We start from the raw sequence: 18,873 nt of genomic DNA on the forward strand, positions 1-18,873 counted from the left end.
GGGGGGCTCCTGTACCACCACGTACAATTATTTCCCGTCGCCCCCTTTTCGTTGTCACGCAACACCCCCATAGTGTCTCGTTCAACCTGCGAGGCCATACCGTGTCCATACCCAGTGCCGCCAAGAGCACGCCGATCGGCGGTCGCCAGCAACTCGCTGATTATCTGGCTGCCGGCGAAAAGCCCCGCGAAGCCTGGCGCATCGGCACCGAACACGAGAAATTCGGTTTCCTCACCGACAGCCTGCGACCGCCCACCTTCGAGGGCGATCGCGGCATCCGCGTGTTGCTGGAAACGCTGGCCAGCCGCTACGGCTGGCAGATCGCCCGCGAGGGCGACACGCCGGTGGCGCTCACCCGCGGCATGGCCAACATCACGCTGGAACCGGCCGGCCAGCTGGAGCTTTCCGGCGCGCCGCTGGAAACGGTGCACGACACCTGCCGCGAAGTGAATTCGCACCTGGATGAAGTGCGCTCGGTGGCCGACACGCTGGGCATCGGCTTTCTGGGCATGGGCTTCCAGCCGAAATGGCCGCGTGACGAAATGCCGTGGATGCCCAAGGGCCGCTACAGGATCATGCACGAGTACATGCCCAAGGTCGGTTCGCTGGGCCTGGACATGATGACCCGCACCTGCACCGTGCAGGTGAACCTGGATTTCGGCAGCCAGGCCGACATGGTGAAGAAATTCCGCGTCAGCCTGGCACTGCAACCGATCGCCACCGCGTTGTTCGCCGACTCGCCGTTCACGGAAGGCCGTCCAAACGGCTATCAGTCCTACCGCTCGCACATCTGGACCGACACCGACAACGACCGTACCGGCATGCTCGATTTCGTGTTCGAGGACGGCTTCGGCTACGAGCGTTATGTCGACTACATCCTCGACGTACCGATGTACTTCAGCCTGCAGAACGGTGAGTACCTCGACCTGGCCGGCCAGGATTTCAAGCAGTTCATGGCCGGCAACCTCGCCGCCCTGCCCGGCACCCGCGCCACCATGAAGGACTGGGCCGACCACCTCACCACCGCGTTCCCCGAGGTGCGGCTGAAGCAGTACCTGGAAATGCGCGGCGCCGACGGTGGCCCATGGAACCGGCTGTGCGCCCTGCCCGCGTTCTGGGTCGGCCTGCTGTACGACGATGAGGCGCTGGATGCGGCGTGGGATCTGGTCAAGGATTTCAGCCTCGCCGAACGCCATGCGCTGCGCGACGGCGTACCGAAGCATGCGCTGAAGCTGCCGTTCCGCAACGGCACCGTGCGCGACCTGGCCGAGCAGGCGCTGAAGATCGCCGCCCACGGCCTGCAGCGCCGCGCCCGCCTCAACGCCAACGGTGCCGACGAGCGCGTCTTCCTGGAACCCCTGCTGGAAATCGTGCAGGCCAACCAGACCCCTGCCGACCGCAAGCTGGAGCTTTTCCACGGGCCGTGGAACGGCAGCGTCGATCCGGTGTTCCGCGAGTTCGCTTACTGAGCTGCCGTCGACCGGATCGGTTACTGCGTACTGAACTGCGCCTGGGGCTGGAGCCCCGCCGGTGTCGGACAAACGCTCAAAGCAAGGGTAGTTGCCCGCCATCGTAATCGCGCGCCGTTTCAGCACGACGTATCATCTGCTGCACCTCCGACACGGCATGAACCGGTACCAGTTCGACTTCCGGATGGGCTTGGGCAAACACGCGGAATATCTCGTCGGCAAACGCTTGCCCGATGGTGGTGACGCCGCTGAAGTCGAGCACCACGTGCCGGAACCGGTCCACGCGTTGCATCAAGCGCTTGGCCTGCGAACGGGAAATCAGGTTTTCATCCCCCACTTGGGCAAGGCGAACCGGAACCACGGTTTTAGCGAAAGCGTATTCGTCCGGGCCGCTGGAATATTCATCGAACACCTGCTTGGCGGTGCGCTGGGATCTCGTGGATATCCCCATGGATACGACGGTGCCTTCCTTCGGCATATCGTCGAGATCGAACAACACGTCGTTGCCATGCCCCTCTTCATGGGAGAACACCAACCCTCCGGACATGATCTGGAAACGGTCGAACATCCGCGAGGTAAAGAACACGCCCTCGCCCGAGTGATTTCGGGGATCCGTGGTGAACTTGCCCTTGGACAGTTCCAGCAGCGCCAAGCGTTCATCAGGCAGCTGCAGGGCACGCGCGATTTTTCGGAAGATGCCGACACCGTCATCGGCGATCATCATCAAGAGCTCTTCATCGCGCAATTCCACATGCACTCCGACGTGCGCGGCCTCGGAGTGATCGATGGCATTGTTGATCATCTCGGTTGCGCCATGATGCGCAATGTCCAGGACGTTGCGCGGCACGTCGCGCAGCAGAGGCGACAAGTGTGTCGACCAGAGGGAGTCTTCGGCCAGGCCTTCCCGCGGGTAACGCTGCCAGAACCGGCGGTTGTGACCCCTGGTGTAGACAGGGCGCGTCGTCCCTTCCTTGCGCAGATAGCCCTCGGCCACCAGCTTGCGAACCTGAATGCTGACCCGTGCACTCGACAGACCCAATTGAGCCGACACCATGCCGACCAGATCGCGCGGATGCGTGGCCACCGCCTGCAGCAGGGCGGCATCGATTTCAGCGGAACGACTGGGGCGAGCCATTTCCGGATTCTAAATTTATCTCGCCCTATTTGCTACTTAAAAGTAGACGACTTAAAAATAAAGGCCTGCTTGCGCAGGCCCTTAAATGGCTGCCGATCCAATCGGCTTACTTCTTTGGCGCATCCTTCAAGCCGCGATTTTCCAGCATCGGCTCGATCTCCGGCTCCTGGCCGCGCCAGTTGCGGTACATCGTGGCGAGGTCTTCGGTATTGCCGCGCGAGAGCACCATCTTGCGGAAGCGGTCGCCGTTGGCGCGGGTCATGCCGCCGTGGTCCTTGAACGCCACGAAGGCGTCGTCGGCCAGCATTTCGGTCCACAGGTAGGCGTAGTAGCCGGCGGCGTAGCCGTTGCCCCAGATGTGCTGGAAGTAGCTGGAGCGGTAGCGCGGCGGCACGTAGCTGAGGTCGGTCTTGTCCTTTTTCAGCGCGGCGGCCTCGAATGCGTCCGCGTCCTGCAGCGGCGCACTGGCGCCGAGCGTGTGCCAGTCCATGTCCAGCAGCGCGGCGGAGACCAGCTCGGTCATGTTGTAGCCGGAGTTGAACTTGCCCGCCTTCTTCATCTTGTCGACCAGCGGCTGCGGCATCGGCGCACCGGTCTTGTAGTGCCTGACGTAGTGTGCGAACACCTTGGGGTTGGTCGCCCAGTGCTCGTTGAATTGCGAGGGGAACTCGACGAAGTCGCGCGCGGTGCTGGTGCCGGAAAGGGTCGGGTACTGCTCGTCGGCGAAAATGCCATGCAGCGCGTGGCCGAACTCGTGGAACATGGTGACGACGTCATCGAACGACAGCAGCGCCGGCTGGCCCGCGGCCGGTTTGCTGAAGTTGGCGACGTTGTAGATCACCGGCTTGGTGCCCAGCAGTTTCGACTGGGTGACCAGGTTGTCCATCCAGGCGCCGCCGTTCTTGTTGTCGCGCTTGAAGTAGTCGCAGTAGAACAGCGCCAGCGAGCTGCCGTCCTGGTCGAACACCTCGAACACGCGCACGTCGGGCTGCCACACGGGAATGTCGTGGCGCTCCTTGAAGGTCAGGCCGTAGAGCTGGTTGGCGGCGTAGAACACGCCGTTCTCCAGCACGTTGTTCAATTCGAAATACGGCTTGATCTGGTTTTCGTCGAGGTCGTACTTCGCCTTGCGCACCTGCTCGGCATAGAAGTTCCAGTCCCACGGCGCCACCTTGAAACCGCCGTGCTGCTGGTCGATGACGGCCTGGATGTCCCTGGCCTCGGCTTCGGCGCGGGCGGTGGCGGCGGGAACCAGCCGCTGCATGAAGGCGATCGCCGTTTCCGGCGTCTTGGCCATCTGGTCGTCCAGCTTCCACGCCGCGTAGTTCTTGAAGCCCAGCAGCCTGGCCTGCTCGGCGCGGATCTGCGCCAGCCGCTCGATGGTCTTGCGGGTATCGTTGGCGTCGCCTTGTTCGGCGCGGTTCCACGAGGCCTTGAACAAGGCTTCGCGCGTGGCGCGATCGTCCAGATCCTGCAGCGCCGGCTGCTGGGTGGTGTTCTGCAGGGTCAATACGTACTTGCCGCCCAGCTTGCGCTCCTTGGCGGCCGCGGCGGCGGCAGCCAGTTCGGCATCGGACAGGCCGGCGAGTTTCGCTTTGTCATCGACCACCAGCGCGGCGGCCTTGGTGGCGGCCAGCAGCTTGTTGGTGAAGGCGGTGCTGAGCGTGGATTCTTCCTTGTTCAGCGCCTTCAGTTTGGTCTTGTCGGCGACGGAAAGCTTGGCGCCGGCGTGGACGAAATCGCGATAGACCACCTCGACCAGCCGCTTCGATTCCGGATCGAGCTTGAGCGTGTCGCGCAGGTTGTAGACCGTCTCGATACGATGGAACAGCTTGTCGTTGAACGAGATCGCATCACGATGCGCGGACAGCCGCGGCGCTTCCTGCTCCTGGATTTTCTGCAGCGTGTCGTCGGTGTTGGCGCCGGTGACGGTGTTGAACGCAGCCATAACGCGGTCCAGCATGGCACCGGATTTCTCCATCGCCACGAAGGTGTTTTCAAAGGTTGGCGCGGCGGGGTTGTTGGCGATCTTCTCGATTTCCGCCAGATGCTGGCGCATGCCCTCCTCGATCGCCGGCTGGTAGTCACCATCACTGATCTTGTCGAACGGCGGCGCCTGGAACGGCAGCGTGCTGGCGGCGTAGAACGGGTTGCTGCCGAGGTCGGCGCCAGCGGTGTTCACGGCAGCCTGGGAGGAGAACGCGGCAAGCGACATGGTGCTGGCAATCACCAGAGTGCGAAGGGGAAACATCGTGCTTACTCCGTTGGGTACACCCAAACGTGCAACCTGGCAACGGTGGGGTCAATGTCACTAACGGCACTGGTGGTTGCCGCGATGCCTCGCGGTTTCAGGCCGCCCGCAGATCGCGCAATTGCCACGCCGAGCCCACCAGCAGGTACAGGCGATGGCGTACCACGCTCATCGGCAGCGAGGTCACGAGGTCGACTTCGGTATGCAGGCCGGCCAGATGCGCGCTGACCTGCGCCTCGGGATCGGCATGGCCCAGGCTGGCATCCACGGCATCCGGATCAGGCTGCACAGCGCGCCAGCGCTGGAACAGGCCATCGTCGCGCAACGATTGCTGCAGGATGGTGGCGAAGCTGCGCGGATCGACGCCGTCGTAGCTGAAACGCGGGTCATCGCCACGTGCGTGGGCCAGGTCGGCGATGGAAAGGTAGTAGTGGTGTCGACTCATGTTCACTCCGGTGGGCATCGGGGATGTGCCCATCGGATATCGACGCATAGTGGCCGTGAAGCGCGCCTGACGGCGGTGTGTGGACGCCCGCCTGCAGCGCTGGAAAGGCCGTTACGCGGCCGCCATCCGGTGGGCGTCCTGCACGGCGGCGACGGCGGCGGACAGCTGTGCGGCAGCCAGCGCCGGGGCCACGCCATGCGGCAACACGCCGAGGCAAGGCGCGGGCAGCAGCTCGCGCAGGGTGGCCAGGTTTTCGTCCAGCGCATCCATCGCAGGATCGATCCTGTTGCCGATCCACCCGATCAGCCGGCAGCCATCGGCGACGATCGCCCGCGCGCTCAGCTGCGCATGATTGAGGCAACCCAGCCGCAAGCCCACCACCAGGATCACCGGCAGCTGCCACTGCCGCGGGATGTCCGCGGCGGATAGCCCAGGCGCCAGCGGCACCATCCAGCCGCCCACGCCTTCCACCACCACGCAGTCGTGCGTGCCTTCCAGTTGCTCGAACGCCGCACGCAGCGGCGGTATCGAGATCAGCACGCCATCGTGGGCCGCCGCCAGGTGCGGCGACAGCGGATCGCGCATCGCGAACGGGTTGAGCACCGCATACGGCAACGCCGCGCTGCTGGCAGCCTGCAGCGCCAGCGCATCCTCGTTGCGCAAGCCGTCGGGCGTTTCCTCGCAGCCGCTGGCCACGGGTTTCATGCCGCACGCCACCAGGCCGGCGGCGCGCAGCGCATGCAGCAGGGTGCAGGAGCTGTGGGTCTTGCCGATGCCGGTGTCGGTGCCGGCAATGAAGACGGCGCTCATGCCGATGTGTTCCGAGGAAGAGATTTCATGAACATTCCGAGGCTGGGGACGGGCGCATAATGCAATTTTACCGCCGGATCCACCGCATGTTCGAACTCAAGCCCATCGTCTACGCCAGCAAACGTGAGCACTACCGGGAACTGGCGCAGCAGGCGCGCGGCCTGCTCGCCGGCGAACGCGACCTGATCGCCAACGCGGCGAATTTCAGCGCACTGATCTACCACAGCCTGCCTGACATCAACTGGGCCGGCTTCTATCTGTACGACGGCAGCGAGCTGGTGGTGGGGCCGTTCCAGGGCAAGCCGGCCTGCATCCGCATCGCACTGGGCCGCGGCGTCTGCGGCACCGCCGCGCAGACGCGGGAAACCCAGTTGGTCGCCGACGTCAACGCCTTCGACGGCCATATCGCCTGCGACGCCGCCTCGCAATCGGAAATCGTGGTACCGCTAATCCGACCCGATGGCCGGCTGCTCGGCGTCTGGGACGTGGACAGCCCGCACACGCAGCGCTTCGACGAGGACGACCGCGCCGGCATGCAGGCGCTGTGCGCGGTGTTCATGGAAAATCTGGACGCCTGAGCGCGGCCCTCAGGCCGGATCCAGCGGCGTGGTGCCGCCGGTGAACTGCAGCCGCGCCTGCGCCAGGCGGTACTTGCGCTCGCGCCGCGCCCGTCGCCAGTCGCGCAGGGTGTAGACGGCGTAAACCAGCTTGAACAGCCGCAGTTTGCGCAGCACCAGCGGCATGTCGAACAAATCGCCGGCCAGCATCGAGATCACACCCTGCTCCAGCTGCCAGATGTTGCGCGGCTGGCGAAACATCTGCTGCATCACCGGCCCGTTGAAGCGATAGATGAAAAACGCGAAACGCTTCATGGCCGCGCGCTGGCGCTTTTCCAGCTTGCGCATCAGCGCCATTTCGCAGGCGGGGTCGCGCAGCGCCTGGTCGACCACCTCGATCGCCTTTTCCGCACCGCTCATGGCCAGGTACACGCCCGACGAAAACACCGGGTCGAGAAACGCGAACGCGTCGCCCACCAGGATCCAGCCCGGCCCGCCCATCGTCGTGGCGTCGTAGGAATAGTTGCCGGTGACGCGCACCTCGTCGCCGATCAGCTCGGCCTGCTGCAGGCGCTGCCACAGCGCCGGCACCTGCTGCAGCGTTTGCAACAGGAATTCGCGCGGGCTGCCCTTGCGCTGCTTGAGGTATTCCGGCCGCGCCACCGCGCCCACGCTCATCACGCCGTCGGGTAGCGGGATCATCCACATCCAGCCGTAATCGAAGTTGTAGATGCTGATGTTGCCCGCGTCCTCGCCCTCGCGCGCCTGCGCACCGCGGAAATGGCCGAAGATGGCGGCGCTCTGGTGGGCGGGGTTCTTGTGCCGCAGCTTCTTGCGGCTGGCGAAGAACGCATCGCGGCCGCTGGCATCCACCACGTAGCGGGCGCGCAGGCGGTAGCTTTCGCCCTGGTCGGTGCGCACGTCGAGCAGGGATTCGCGCGACCCGGCCTGCTCGACCTGTTTCACCTCGTGCCCCTCGCGCGCATCGGCACCGCACTCGCGGGCGTGGTCGTACAGCATCTTGTCGAAATCCTGCCGCCACACCTGGAACGCATGCGGCGGGCTGTTGCCGATCGCCCGGTTGAACGCGTAGGTGTTGTAGCCGCGCTCGTTGTCCGCCTCGAAATCCGCGCCGGCCTTGAACACGCCCATCGCCCGCACCTTTTCCAGCACGCCCAGGCGCTCGAACACCGGCAGGTTCATCGGCAGCAGCGATTCGCCGATATGGAAGCGCGGGTGATGGTCCTTCTCCAGCGCCACCACCTTGTAGCCGCGGCGCGCCAGCAAGGCGGCCGCCGTACTGCCGCCCGGCCCGCCGCCGATCACCACCACGTCGCATTGCTCATCGGCATCCGCTGCCTGTGTGTCGTGTGCGTGCCCGTCCTGTGCCTGAGCCGTCATGCGTTTTCCCCCTGTTGGTTGTCGGTCGCGGCGTGGCCGCCAGTCGGTAATTATGCCCAAGCACCCGCGGCCCGCCCAGATCGCATGGACGCCTCTGCTACCATCGGTCGCCCACCGATCCATCGTCCCGGCTGCCTCGATCCATGCTCAACCCGCAACAACAGGCCGCCGTCGAACATTGCGACACGCCGCTGCTCGTCCTCGCCGGCGCAGGCTCCGGCAAGACCTCGGTGATCACCCAGAAAATCGCCTACCTGATCCAGCGCAAGCGGCTGGCGCCGTCGCGAATTGCCGCCATCACCTTCACCAACAAGGCCGCGCGCGAGATGCGCGAGCGCGTGGGCAAGCTGGTGAGCGCCGAGGATGCCGCCGCGCTGACAGTCAGCACGTTCCATGCGCTGGGGCTGAAATTCCTGCAGATCGAACACGGGCGCGCCGGCCTGCGCCGCGGCTTCTCGGTGTTGGACGCGGACGACAGCGGTGGCATCGTGAAGGAGCTGGCGCCCAAGGGCGTCAAGAACGATGTGCTGTTCGGCATCCGCAACCTGCTCAGCCGGGCCAAGAACGGCGGCCTGTCGCCGGAGGAAGCACTGGCCGCCGCGCGCAGCCCGCGCGAGCTGGAAGCAGCCACGATCTACGACCTGTACCAGCAGCGCCTGGCCGCGTTCAATGCGGTGGATTTCGACGACCTGATCCGACTGCCGCTGCGCATCCTGGAAGCCGACGCCGAATGCCGCGACGCCTGGCGCGAGCGCCTGCGTTACCTGCTGGTGGACGAATACCAGGACACCAACGACGCCCAATACCGGCTGCTGAAGGCGCTGACCGGCGAGCGCGGCAGCATCACCTGCGTGGGCGACGACGACCAGTCGATCTACGCCTGGCGCGGCGCCAACCCCGAGAACATCGACCAGCTCGGCCGCGACTGGCCCAACCTGCGCGTGATCAAGCTGGAGCAGAACTACCGCTGCGGCAAGCGCATCCTGCGCGCGGCCAACAAGCTGATCGCCAACAACCCGCACCTGCACGAAAAGAAACTGTGGAGCGAGCACCCGGAAGGCGCGCCGATCCGCGTACTGGAATGCAAGGAAGCCGAGCACGAGGCCGAGCGCATCGCCGCCATTGCCACCACGCTGGCCGAAAAACACAAGGCACGCTGGGAGGACATGGCGATCCTGTACCGCGGCAATTTCCAGGCGCGTCCGTTGGAAAAGGCGCTGCGCCTGGCGCGCATTCCGTACCACCTCACCGGCGCACTGAGCTTCCTCGACCGCGCCGAGGTGAAGGACCTGCTGTGCTATCTGCGCCTGCTGACCAACCCCAGCGACGACGCCGCGTTCCTGCGCGTGGTCAACGTGCCCAAACGGGAGATCGGCGCCACCACGCTGGAAAAACTGGGCCAGTTCGCGCAGTCGCGGCACTCGTCATTGCTCGACGCCACCCGCAGCGACAGCGTGCTGCGCCAGCTCACGCCGCGCCCCGCCGCCGCGCTGGCCTCGTTCGCCACCTTGCTGGACGAGTTGCGCAGCGCCTCGCTGCACGAGAGCGCGGCCGACCTGGTCGAACGTATTCTCAAGCGCACCGGCTACGCGGCGCAGATTGCCGTCAGCACGCCCGATGCCGCCGTGCGCGAGCGCAAGCTGGGCAATCTGAAGGAGCTGGCCGACTGGTTCCGCGCCATGCAGAAGGGCGGCAACACCGCCGGCGATCTTGCTTCCCAGCTCGCCCTGCTCAGCCACGCCGATCGCGACGAACCGGGCAACGCCGTGCGCATGATGACGTTGCACGCGGCCAAGGGGCTGGAGTTCCGCTTCGTCTTCATCGTCGGCTGCGAGGACGGCACCCTGCCCCACGAAGGCGCCATCGACGAAGGCCGCACCGACGAGGAACGCCGCCTGATGTACGTGGGCATCACCCGCGCCAAGGAATTGCTGACGCTGTCGTGGTCGGCCAAGACCAAACGCTGGGGCGAAGTCCACAACAACCAGCCCAGCCGCTTCCTGCACGAACTGCCGCAAGCGGACCTGCACTGGCAAGGCAAGGACCCGGAAGCAGACAAGGAAGTGACCCGCGAGACCGCTGAATCGCATATGGCGAAGATCAAGGCGATGTTGGCGGGGGGATGAGCTGCGTGAAGCTGCTTCTGCAGCGCCCGGATTTGTCGTTCGTAGCTACCTGATCGGAGCAGGAAAACGAACTAGGCTCCTTCCGCGTTCCATTACACAAGGCGCGATCACTACGCACTTGTACGTGGCCATGCGGTCGATATCGGCATGAATTTTGCTCCGCCTGCACTCCAGGATTGGCTGGCAAGTTGAATCGCGCGGAGTTTTTGCGATTCCGAAAATCAGCAACTCGGAAAAACGCAGATTCTTAGGGAGCAAAATGAGGATCATGGATTGAAAGGCCTAGTCATTGATGAACCGTGGATCAGCAAGATCCTGCGGGGCGAAAAGATTTGGGAGATGCGCACGACAACGACCGCGATTCGTGGTCGCATTGCATTGATTCGCAAGGGAAGTGGCACCGTTGTGGGGGCGGCCGATCTGGTGGATTCGATCGGACCGCTGGATGCGATTGCATGCCGAGCCCACCGGGACAAGCACGGCATTCCTTCCAACCACGACGATGCACTGTTGCGCTGGAACCACGCCTGGGTACTGAAGAATGCCAAGCCGCTAGTGCGGCCTGTTGTCTATCATCACCCCAACGGAGCGGTCATCTGGGTGAATCTCGCCGACTCCGTTGCGGAGCAAATGTTGGCGGATCACGGCACATCGTGCCTCGCAGGGTTGCCTCGAACTGTTCAGTCCTCGATCCCCAAATCCTCACTTGATGCCCCACAGCCCCAGGTTGCCGCGAAGTCTTCGACCTCGGCAGGCATCCCTGAGGGATCATCTTTGGTGCCCGTCGCCAAGTGCGGCAACTGGTTCGGTCCGTATCTCGCACGTGCAGGCAAATTCACCATTGGTGCCAAGGGCGAGGAAGTCTCGTACGCCAACTACGACGAGGCGCTGTCGGCCTTGCGCACCATGCCCGTACCTCGCTGGCGCCGACCCAACAGCAAGGGCAACTGGGGCATCGTCACCGGTGTTCGATGGCGCCGTCCCAATGAACTTACTACGCCGTAGCACATCTTCCGAATTGGACTTTCTTCAATGAACAACCTTTTCCATTTGGTCATGGCGGACTGGCTGCACCAACTTCTGGGTAGTGCCATCCTCCTTCTCGTGCTGTTCTTCTTTTGGCACGTCCTGATCAAGGGCTTGATTCTCGTCGTTCGCCTGGGCCGCCTACGCAAGAAGCTCAGCGCGCTTGGCGGCGAACCGCCCGCTCGTGTCAAGGCCTCGCTGGCCCGCATTTTCGAACACACGCCATGGAAGGACGCCTGGCGGGAATACGAAGAAACGTTGCACGAACAGACGGATCCGACCAAGTCGGAGCCAACGGTGCTCGGCGTTCGTGCCACGGTGCAAGCGGAGGCGTTCTTCCATACGGAAGCGTTGGTCGATGATCCATTGCACGTAGAGTTTTACAAACACCTGCCCGGCATCCTGACCGGTATTGGCATCATCGCAACGTTTACCGGGCTTATCACCGGCCTGCAGCACTTCGATGCCTCAGCGACCGAGCCTGAAGCGCTCAAGCAGAGCCTTGGCAGCCTCTTCAGCTACGTGCGTAACGCGTTCATGTTTTCGGCCGTGGCCATTGGCTTGGCGATGCTGCTGACGGTTGTGGAAAAGGTGATCTATAACCTGTGCGTCCATAACGCCTCAGGTGTCGCGGCAGAATTGGATGCCCTGTTCCGGTCTGGAGTTGGCGAGGAATACCTCTCCCGCTTGGTCAAGTCCTCAGAAGATGGTGCCACCCAGACCAAGCAACTGAAGGAGAGCCTGGTTCAGGACCTCAAAGCGTTGCTCACCAATCTCGCCGAACAGCAGATCCAGGCGACCCGACAGCTTTCGATCGATATCGGCCAGAGCCTGCAAGCCAGCTTGCAGGAGCCGCTGCAGCACATTGCGGAAACCGTTCGCGCCGCCAGCGGCGATCAGTCCGCAAGCTCAGCGCGGATGCTCGAGAACCTGATGAGTGCCTTCATGGCGCAGATGAAGGAAACCGTCGGCGGCCAGCTGGGAGACCTCAGCGGCTTGATGCAACAAACCACGCAGGCCGTGGCGCAAGTGGAATTGACGCTGCGTGGTCTGGTTGCTGACATGGAGCGCAGCTCCCAGGCGTCGTCGAGCGGTATGCAGGCAGCGGTCAAGGGTTTGATGCAGTCGTTTGCCGATCATCAAAGCCAACTGGCCGACAGCGCATCCATACAACAGTCGCAGGCGCTGGCGCACATGCAGGATGTGCTGCAGCGCATGGCCGAGGCTCAGGAAACCTCGACACGTCGGACTCAGGAAGAGTCCAGTGCTGCAAGTGAGCAGCTTGGCAAGGTGACTGCGCAGTCGATCAGCGCCAGCCAGCAAGCCACGGAAGCCGCACAGACGTTGTTGTCTGGCGTGCAGCAGGTATCGATGGATGCTATCGGAGGGCTGGAGAAGGGGGCCGCGCGCATCAATGCGTCGATAGCTGCGATGGACACGGTGGCCGAGCGGCTGGCTCGCGCAGGCCAGTCGCTCAGCGGGCTCCAAGAGCAGTCGATGGAGGCGGCGGCAAAACTTGAACGCGCCTCGACCACGCTGGGAACGGGCGCACAGACGATCTCCCAGACGATGGGCGTACTTGGCCAGACCTCCACCCGACTGGAAGGTGTGTCCGAACTGATGGTCAGCGAGTCGCAGGCGCGTGAGTCGGCCCTGCGCGAGATTCAACAGGTGCTGGTCAAGAGTCGGGAAGCCTCAGAGCTGTTCGGCCAGCTGACCAGCGAGGTCGAAAAGCATCTGGTCGATGGCGTTGATCGTTTTGGTGAAGCCACCTCCAAGGTGCTGAATAACGTGCTCAAGCAGTACGACGACGCATTGGGATCGACGGTTTCTATGCTGAAGGAAACAATGGAAGAGCTACGTGAGAGGGCCGAAGACCTCGCCGACTTGGCGGAGCGATAAGCGATGTTCGGTCGCGCTTCCCCAACACGTCGCCGCGGCAAGGCTGATGGCGAAAAGCCGTTCTGGATCAGCTATGCCGATCTGATGACAGCAATGATGGTGCTCTTCCTCAGCGCGATGGCGGTCACCATCGCCGCCGTTACTCGCAAGGTGACGGGGCCGGAGGAACAGCGCCGCGGGGAAATCGTCGAGATCTGCTCAAGCATCCAGCAGCAGTTGGCTGGCGTTGGAAACCTCAACATTGATTGCGTCAACAACCGGATCTCCTTTGGAGATGCGGGCCGTTTTGCCACGAACAACTATCGCCTCCCCACAGAGGCTAATGCCGCCTTGGCCAGACTTGTGCCTGTGGTGCTGCAAGTCGCTGATGGTCCGCTGGGTAAAAAGTGGATGAAGCAAGTTGTCGTCGAAGGTTCTACCGATACGGTAGGAGGCTATCTCTACAACTTGCATCTCAGCCTGCAACGTTCCGAATGGATGCTGTGTCTGTTGATGGACCCTCGCAAGAACGCCGAGCTTCAGCTCACGCCACAGCAACTGCAGCGTGTTCGGCAACTCTTTCTGGCCGGTGGCGTGTCGTTCAACAACCAGCGTGCCACTGCGGATGAGAGCCGCCGGGTCGAGCTCAGGCTTCAGTTCTATGGCCTGAACGATGAGCACAAGGATCTTGAGCCACTGTCAGGAAGCACCCCGACGGATACCTGCCAGCTATGACTACGCTTGCCATGCGTTTGCAGCAAAGCCTCGACCGCAGCCTGCAGCAACTGCAGCGACGCAGTCAGAGCTGGTCGCCGAGGGTGCTTGAGCAAGCGCGCAAGGAGATCTGCGGCGCAAGCGATCAGCTGATATTTGACCCGCACGCAACCAACCGTCTCGACGCGGCGATGGACCGACTGCTTGCGGGTGGCGCCGAACGCATTGGCCAGCGCGACCATGTGGTGTTGGCCTACAACCTGGCCGAGGTGCATGCCAATCTGGAAGGCAACAGTCTGCTGAACACGCTGTCCGAATTGACGCCACTGCTTGAATACTGGCGCAAGCAACTTGCGGCACGCGGCTCGGCTCGGCAGATCTGGCGGGGGGCGTTGCTTAGCCTATTTCGTGGAGCGCCTGCCGATATGGGATTTGAGTCAACGCGCCGGTTTCTAGCCGATACGCTGGGTATCCTCCGCGCCGCGAAATTTCGTCCGAGCTGGTTGGTAGCTTTGGAAAGGCATCCACGGTTGCTGGCCGAGTGTCCCGTGGATCCCTATGCCCTGGCATGGGTCGAAGGTCACCGGGAGGGCATTGATGAACTCAGAGAGCTGGTCGATCTGCCGCCGAGAAGCTGGTTCTGGAGCAGCCTGATCGAAGCGATACTGGAGGCTTGTTGCAGCATGACGAAGGATTCGCTGTTCGACGAGCGCTGGCCAATCGCTCTGAAGCTCATCGACGATCATCCTCATTGCCGCGATCTTGTGCTGAGCCGCATCCTCGCACGCTACGCCCAGAAGCAGGTCGTCATTCGCCAGGATGATCTGTTGCAAGTTTCACTGGAAGCGTGGGGAAGCCCTCAGCTCGGCGCCGATGCAGTCGGGCGCTGGTCTGATACCTCTGATGAAGCACGCAACATGGTGTGCGGCTGGCTGGCGGAGGAGGATCTGGAAGACTTTGCCGCGTTCTGCAAGGGCGATGACTCCGTCGATGCCCGACGATTGGCTTATTGGCTGCGCTTCAAGAAACAGATCAGCTTCAGCCGGATCGTGCTTGGCTCGGCGATTCATAAGGCGCAAGACAAGGAAAGCAGAGAGTTCATCGCACGCAAAAAAGGACGCCTTGCGTATTTGAATGGGCCGCCGAACAACAATGCCATCATGCTTCGTATTGCTGATTGGTGGTTCGTCGAATTCAGTGAAAAGGGCAATGCTTGCTACCCGTACGGCAAAGACCACCTTCCTTTCAATCCAGGTGCGATGCACCTGAGGTTGTGGATTGATCTGAAGATGAAGGCTGCCGTCATAAGCAGTCAAGCCGAAACATTGACGCATCAGCCGCCTGCAAGTTGGGAAGAAAAATTCGATCGCTTTCTCTCCGAGCGCGGAATTTGGCCAGACGGAACGGGCAGAGGCGCAGCGCGCAAGGCCGCCGGTTCCTCGGCTACTAATGAGGATCCTTTCCCGCCGAAGGCGCCAGAGAAACCGGCCCCTCGCGAGAGTGGGTTGCCAGCTTTGGGGCTGGGACAACCGTTGCTCGATGAGCTGAAATCCTTCTCGCCTCTCTTGGTCGACAACCGATCGAAGGGGGGCGCGCTGTGGATCGAGATCACACGAACACCAGATTCAGCGCTGCTACGGGCTATGGAACGCCGTGGATTCCGCTATGCGAGACCGAGAGGCTTTTACAAGAAATGAAATGGGATTGGTTGAGCCGCAAGAAGCAGAATGACATCCAGCAGAATTCTCAGCCGTCGGCATCGACCGAAGGCTGGACTCTGGGAGATTCGGAGTCCCTCGCAGGTTCAGGTTTGGGTGCCTACGCGAATCAGCTGATCGAAGAGCAATACGCCGCGCAGCATGACGGTCACTATCTGATTTCATGGGACTCGCTCTATCGCCTTTTGGACAACGATGAACATGCGACCAGCGTTGCGTTGCTCGCGTTGCCGCCACGGTCAGTGCTGGTTCCCCACCTTGTCAGTGATGGCTCGCCCGCTGATGTCGATTTCAGGATACGTCTGGATCACTGGCTGGCTCCGGCGGGACCGCTGCCGCAGTCGGCTGTACTCCGGATCGGCGCCGTAGTCCGCTGGCAGGCCGGTGAGGAACTGCTCCCGTCATCGGCATACCTGCTGCTTGGCGCGATGCGAGAGTTGAGTACCGAGGGCTGCCACTGGACTCCAGAGGAACGTTTGCTCGCCACGGGTCGTATCCAGTCACTCGCACGCGTCTGTCGTGCATCGACCGATGACTACCTTTCCCAAACGGATGTTGTGGTGCCGGAGCGACTGGACATCGAATTAGTATCCGAGCAGGCCGCGGGGGTGCCAGTGATCGAACTCATCCCGCGTCCCGAGGGGTCCCCGCCCGAGTGGCTCAGCACCTTCGATGCCCATGATCGCGTTCGTGCCCGCTATGACGTGGTTCGCCCGGAAGGGGGCATGACGCATGTGGCATTGCCCGAAGCCATGCAGGCCGTGCTTGAGCACGTAAAGGATGCTCCGGGACGCCGTTACGCTTCGCGCGAAGCAGACGCATTTCTCCATAACCCTTATCCGTTCCTCGGCGACGATGCCGAGGCGATATTGCGCCCCGAGCAGTTCGAGGCCGCTCGACAACGCGCAGGCATCGTTGAGCGCGAATTGGACGCGCTGCCGTCAGACGACGGCCTGGAAATGCTGCTGCTGGATACCGCAGGCGTCGCGACCGATGTTTGCGAGCCCATGACGGACATCGCAGCAGCCAAGGCCTTGCTCGCCGCCGCAACGGTTGCCAGACAGGCCGCTCTCCCGTTGTTTCGCTGGCGAACGCATCGGGTGGTGTTTTCCGGAACGACGCCCTCGGCATTGCGCCAATTGGGCGAATGGATCGCCGCCTCCGCCGCCACGCCCGAAACACTGGGCGTCGATGAGGTGTTCGATCTTCAGGCTTATAGCGATCGCGTAGTCGGCTTCGATGGCAAGCCCATCCATGTGCCGTTCCTCGGCAAAAAGGACGCCTCCCGTGACTGGGTTCCGGACAACATTCAGCGGCATGTCTCGTCTACCGATCCGGCCACCGGTCAAAACACCAGTACAGCGTTGGATGAGGATCAGTTGTCAGAACTGGAGCAGGCCACGAACCAGGCCGAACGCGACGGATCGGCAGCGGTGCGAGTGCCCGGCACAACCATGGAGATCCAGACGGACGAAGCACGAAGATGGTTGTCCAGCTTTAGCGAAGGGATAAAAAAACAGCCAATTGCACCCTCGATCCCGAAAAATCCGCAGCCTGGTCGCGCTACCAGCTTGCGTATCCTGCACAACATCGAGGCGCTGGAGTACGGAGCCGCTGTCGCGTTGTCCCCGCCCAATGACATCGCCGCAACCCTTCCAGCGGCACTGCGTCCCGACGTCCAGCTGAAACAGCACCAACAATACGGAGTGGCTTGGCTTCAGCACCGTTATGGCCAGTGCGTGCAAGGTATCCGAGGCACCTTGCTTGCAGATGACATGGGTCTTGGCAAGACACTTCAATGTTTGTGTCTGATGGCTTGGTACCGCGAATGCCGCCCCAGTCCCAAGCCATGCCTGGTCGTCGCGCCGGTCTCGCTGCTGGAAAACTGGAAGGCCGAAATAGACAAATTTCTGGACGGCAGCCAGGGTTCCACCATGTTGTTGTATGGGCAGGAACTAGCGCGCCATCGCCTGCCCTCCGCGCAGTTGGGCGACGAGTTCACCAACTTGGGTCTGAAGAAGTTGTTGCGCCCCGGGTTCGCGCGAGGTGCCACGTTCGTCCTGACCACCTATGAAACCCTGCGCGACTACGAGCTCTCCTTCGGTCGAGAGCGATGGGGCATTCTGGTCTGCGACGAAGCGCAAAAAATCAAGACTCCAGGCGCCTTGGTCACTCGCTCAGCCAAGGCCATGCAGGCTGATTTCAAGATCGCATGCACCGGTACGCCGGTGGAAAATTCACTAGCTGATCTATGGTGTCTGTTCGACTTCTTCCAGCCCGGCTTGCTCGGCTCCCTCAGTGAGTTCACCCGGGTCTTTAGAAAGACCATTGAACTGAGGGAGGACGGTCACGAAGCGCAGATTGAGCGATTACGTAAATCCATTGAGCCTTGGGTATTGCGTCGCATGAAGTCGGAGGTCGCCGAGTTGCCACCCAAGATCGACGAATTCCATGATGAGTCTGATCCTGGCGTCCGGGCTATCCCGATGTCAGCACTTCAGCGCAAGCTCTACAGCGAGGCTGTCATTGGCTACAAGCGCGCAAAGGAGAAAGCTGAAGAGGAGGAAGTCCAGGCCGGCACGCTTACTCTGGCTTTGCTGCATAGGCTCAGGATGATTTGTTCCAATCCTTTGGCGGCTGCCCAGGAGGGCGCAGAACTTCTCTCTATAACGGAAAACGTCCTGCATTCTCCCAAATTGCGCTGGCTTTTGGATCAGCTGGAGCAAATCAAAAGACGTGGGGAAAAGGTCATCGTCTTTACCGAATACCGCGACATTCAGCGATTGGTGCAAAGGGCCATTGGCGAAAGATTCGGTGTTGGAGTGAGCATTGTCAACGGATCGACAACAGTTGACTCTCTCAACGACATGTCTAGGCAAAAAATTATTGACCGCTTCCAGGCCCAGCCAGGTTTCGGTGCAATCGTGCTGTCAACGACAGCCGTGGGCTTCGGGGTAAACATCCAGAAAGCCAATCACGTGATCCACTTCACTCGTCCTTGGAATCCGGCCAAGGAAGACCAAGCGACAGATCGTGCATATCGGATCGGCCAGGAAAAACCCGTATGGGTTTATTGTCCCACGATCGCAGGTGACGGCTACGAAAGTTTTGAGCAGCGGCTCGCTGAGCGGCTATCCCGTAAGCGGGCGCTATCCCAGGATTTGCTAGCGCCAGAAAGTACGGTTAGCTGGTCCGATTTTGAGGATCTCATCGCTTAGCGAAGGAAACAACTGGGTTGGGTCACCACGCGAACTCGCATGATAAAAAGGCGTCGCTTGGAAATGTTCCCGCTGATGCGGCGCATACCAAACTGCATACTAAATAAACTTTTCCAACGACA

At 62.0% G+C, this 18,873-nt stretch carries 13 protein-coding genes; 8 read left to right on the forward strand and 5 right to left on the reverse strand.

The genetic code is table 11. The features are described 5' to 3' along the window. Nucleotides 1–101: 101 nt before the first annotated feature. A complete protein-coding gene (locus UU9_RS09870) occupies nt 102–1,469 on the forward strand; it encodes a glutamate--cysteine ligase (RefSeq protein WP_007081607.1) in 1,368 nt (455 codons plus the stop codon). Nucleotides 1,470–1,545: 76 nt separating this feature from the next. Here UU9_RS09870 and UU9_RS09875 read toward each other — a convergent pair whose 3' ends face one another. The 4 genes from UU9_RS09875 to bioD all read right to left on the reverse strand — a co-directional run bounded on the left by UU9_RS09875 (nt 1,546) and on the right by bioD (nt 6,110). Next, nucleotides 1,546–2,604 (reverse strand): STAS-like domain-containing protein, encoded by a 1,059-nt coding sequence (locus tag UU9_RS09875; RefSeq protein ID WP_007081608.1) that lies wholly within the window; start codon nt 2,602–2,604, stop codon nt 1,546–1,548. Between the two features lie 106 nt (nt 2,605–2,710). Next, nucleotides 2,711–4,855, reverse strand: a complete 2,145-nt coding sequence (gene dcp / locus UU9_RS09880) for a peptidyl-dipeptidase Dcp (protein ID WP_007081609.1) — start codon at nt 4,853–4,855, stop codon at nt 2,711–2,713. Between the two features lie 97 nt (nt 4,856–4,952). Next, nucleotides 4,953–5,300 (reverse strand): hypothetical protein, encoded by a 348-nt coding sequence (locus UU9_RS09885; protein ID WP_007081610.1) that lies wholly within the window; start codon nt 5,298–5,300, stop codon nt 4,953–4,955. Between the two features lie 111 nt (nt 5,301–5,411). Beyond that, nucleotides 5,412–6,110, reverse strand: coding sequence for a dethiobiotin synthase (bioD, locus tag UU9_RS09890; RefSeq protein WP_007081611.1), 699 nt, complete (start codon nt 6,108–6,110; stop codon nt 5,412–5,414). 86 nt (nt 6,111–6,196) lie between these two features. Here bioD and UU9_RS09895 point away from each other — a divergent pair, with 86 nt between their 5' ends. Next, complete coding sequence (locus tag UU9_RS09895) at nt 6,197–6,688, forward strand: GAF domain-containing protein (protein WP_007081612.1); 492 nt, start codon at nt 6,197–6,199, stop codon at nt 6,686–6,688. Nucleotides 6,689–6,697: 9 nt separating this feature from the next. Here UU9_RS09895 and UU9_RS09900 read toward each other — a convergent pair whose 3' ends face one another. Beyond that, entirely contained in the window at nt 6,698–8,068 is a 1,371-nt protein-coding gene (locus UU9_RS09900; protein WP_007081613.1) for an NAD(P)/FAD-dependent oxidoreductase, read from the reverse strand. A gap of 143 nt (nt 8,069–8,211) precedes the next feature. On the opposite strand from UU9_RS09900, the gene UU9_RS09905 reads away from it, so the two are divergent. The 6 genes from UU9_RS09905 (at nt 8,212) to UU9_RS09930 (ending at nt 18,751) form a co-directional block, all read left to right on the forward strand. Then, complete coding sequence (locus UU9_RS09905; RefSeq protein ID WP_007081614.1) at nt 8,212–10,194, forward strand: UvrD-helicase domain-containing protein; 1,983 nt, start codon at nt 8,212–8,214, stop codon at nt 10,192–10,194. A gap of 273 nt (nt 10,195–10,467) precedes the next feature. Next, nucleotides 10,468–11,199 carry an ASCH domain-containing protein gene (locus UU9_RS18270; RefSeq protein ID WP_202799818.1) on the forward strand — a complete coding sequence of 244 codons (732 nt, stop codon included), beginning with the start codon at nt 10,468–10,470 and terminating at the stop codon, nt 11,197–11,199. 27 nt (nt 11,200–11,226) lie between these two features. After that, nucleotides 11,227–13,122: an anti-phage ZorAB system protein ZorA gene (zorA, locus tag UU9_RS09915; RefSeq protein ID WP_007081616.1), complete on the forward strand. Its 1,896-nt coding sequence runs from the start codon at nt 11,227–11,229 to the stop codon at nt 13,120–13,122. Nucleotides 13,123–13,125: 3 nt separating this feature from the next. Then, nucleotides 13,126–13,836, forward strand: coding sequence for a flagellar motor protein MotB (locus UU9_RS09920; RefSeq protein ID WP_007081617.1), 711 nt, complete (start codon nt 13,126–13,128; stop codon nt 13,834–13,836). Then, the gene (locus tag UU9_RS09925) at nt 13,833–15,512 is read left to right on the forward strand and encodes an EH signature domain-containing protein (RefSeq protein ID WP_007081618.1); all 1,680 of its coding nucleotides are present in this window, start codon (nt 13,833–13,835) and stop codon (nt 15,510–15,512) included. The genes UU9_RS09920 and UU9_RS09925 overlap by 4 nt, the downstream gene beginning before the upstream one ends. Continuing rightward, nucleotides 15,509–18,751 carry a DEAD/DEAH box helicase gene (locus UU9_RS09930; protein WP_007081619.1) on the forward strand — a complete coding sequence of 1,081 codons (3,243 nt, stop codon included), beginning with the start codon at nt 15,509–15,511 and terminating at the stop codon, nt 18,749–18,751. The genes UU9_RS09925 and UU9_RS09930 overlap by 4 nt, the downstream gene beginning before the upstream one ends. The last annotated feature ends 122 nt before the right edge of the window (nt 18,752–18,873 follow it).

The sequence above is a fragment of the Rhodanobacter fulvus Jip2 genome, assembly GCF_000264315.1.
Classification (GTDB): Bacteria; Pseudomonadota; Gammaproteobacteria; order Xanthomonadales; family Rhodanobacteraceae; genus Rhodanobacter; species Rhodanobacter fulvus.

Bases quoted from the DNA above. Each gene is read 5' to 3' on its own strand.
- UU9_RS09875 (WP_007081608.1), bottom strand. From the start codon at position 2,604: ATGGCTCGCCCCAGTCGTTCCGCTGAAATCGATGCCGCCCTGCTGCAG.
- dcp (WP_007081609.1), bottom strand. From the start codon at position 4,855: ATGTTTCCCCTTCGCACTCTGGTGATTGCCAGCACCATGTCGCTTGCC.
- UU9_RS09885 (WP_007081610.1), bottom strand. From the start codon at position 5,300: ATGAGTCGACACCACTACTACCTTTCCATCGCCGACCTGGCCCACGCA.
- bioD (WP_007081611.1), bottom strand. From the start codon at position 6,110: ATGAGCGCCGTCTTCATTGCCGGCACCGACACCGGCATCGGCAAGACC.
- UU9_RS09895 (WP_007081612.1), top strand. From the start codon at position 6,197: ATGTTCGAACTCAAGCCCATCGTCTACGCCAGCAAACGTGAGCACTAC.
- UU9_RS09900 (WP_007081613.1), bottom strand. From the start codon at position 8,068: ATGACGGCTCAGGCACAGGACGGGCACGCACACGACACACAGGCAGCG.
- UU9_RS09905 (WP_007081614.1), top strand. From the start codon at position 8,212: ATGCTCAACCCGCAACAACAGGCCGCCGTCGAACATTGCGACACGCCG.
- zorA (WP_007081616.1), top strand. From the start codon at position 11,227: ATGAACAACCTTTTCCATTTGGTCATGGCGGACTGGCTGCACCAACTT.
- UU9_RS09920 (WP_007081617.1), top strand. From the start codon at position 13,126: ATGTTCGGTCGCGCTTCCCCAACACGTCGCCGCGGCAAGGCTGATGGC.
- UU9_RS09925 (WP_007081618.1), top strand. From the start codon at position 13,833: ATGACTACGCTTGCCATGCGTTTGCAGCAAAGCCTCGACCGCAGCCTG.
- UU9_RS09930 (WP_007081619.1), top strand. From the start codon at position 15,509: ATGAAATGGGATTGGTTGAGCCGCAAGAAGCAGAATGACATCCAGCAG.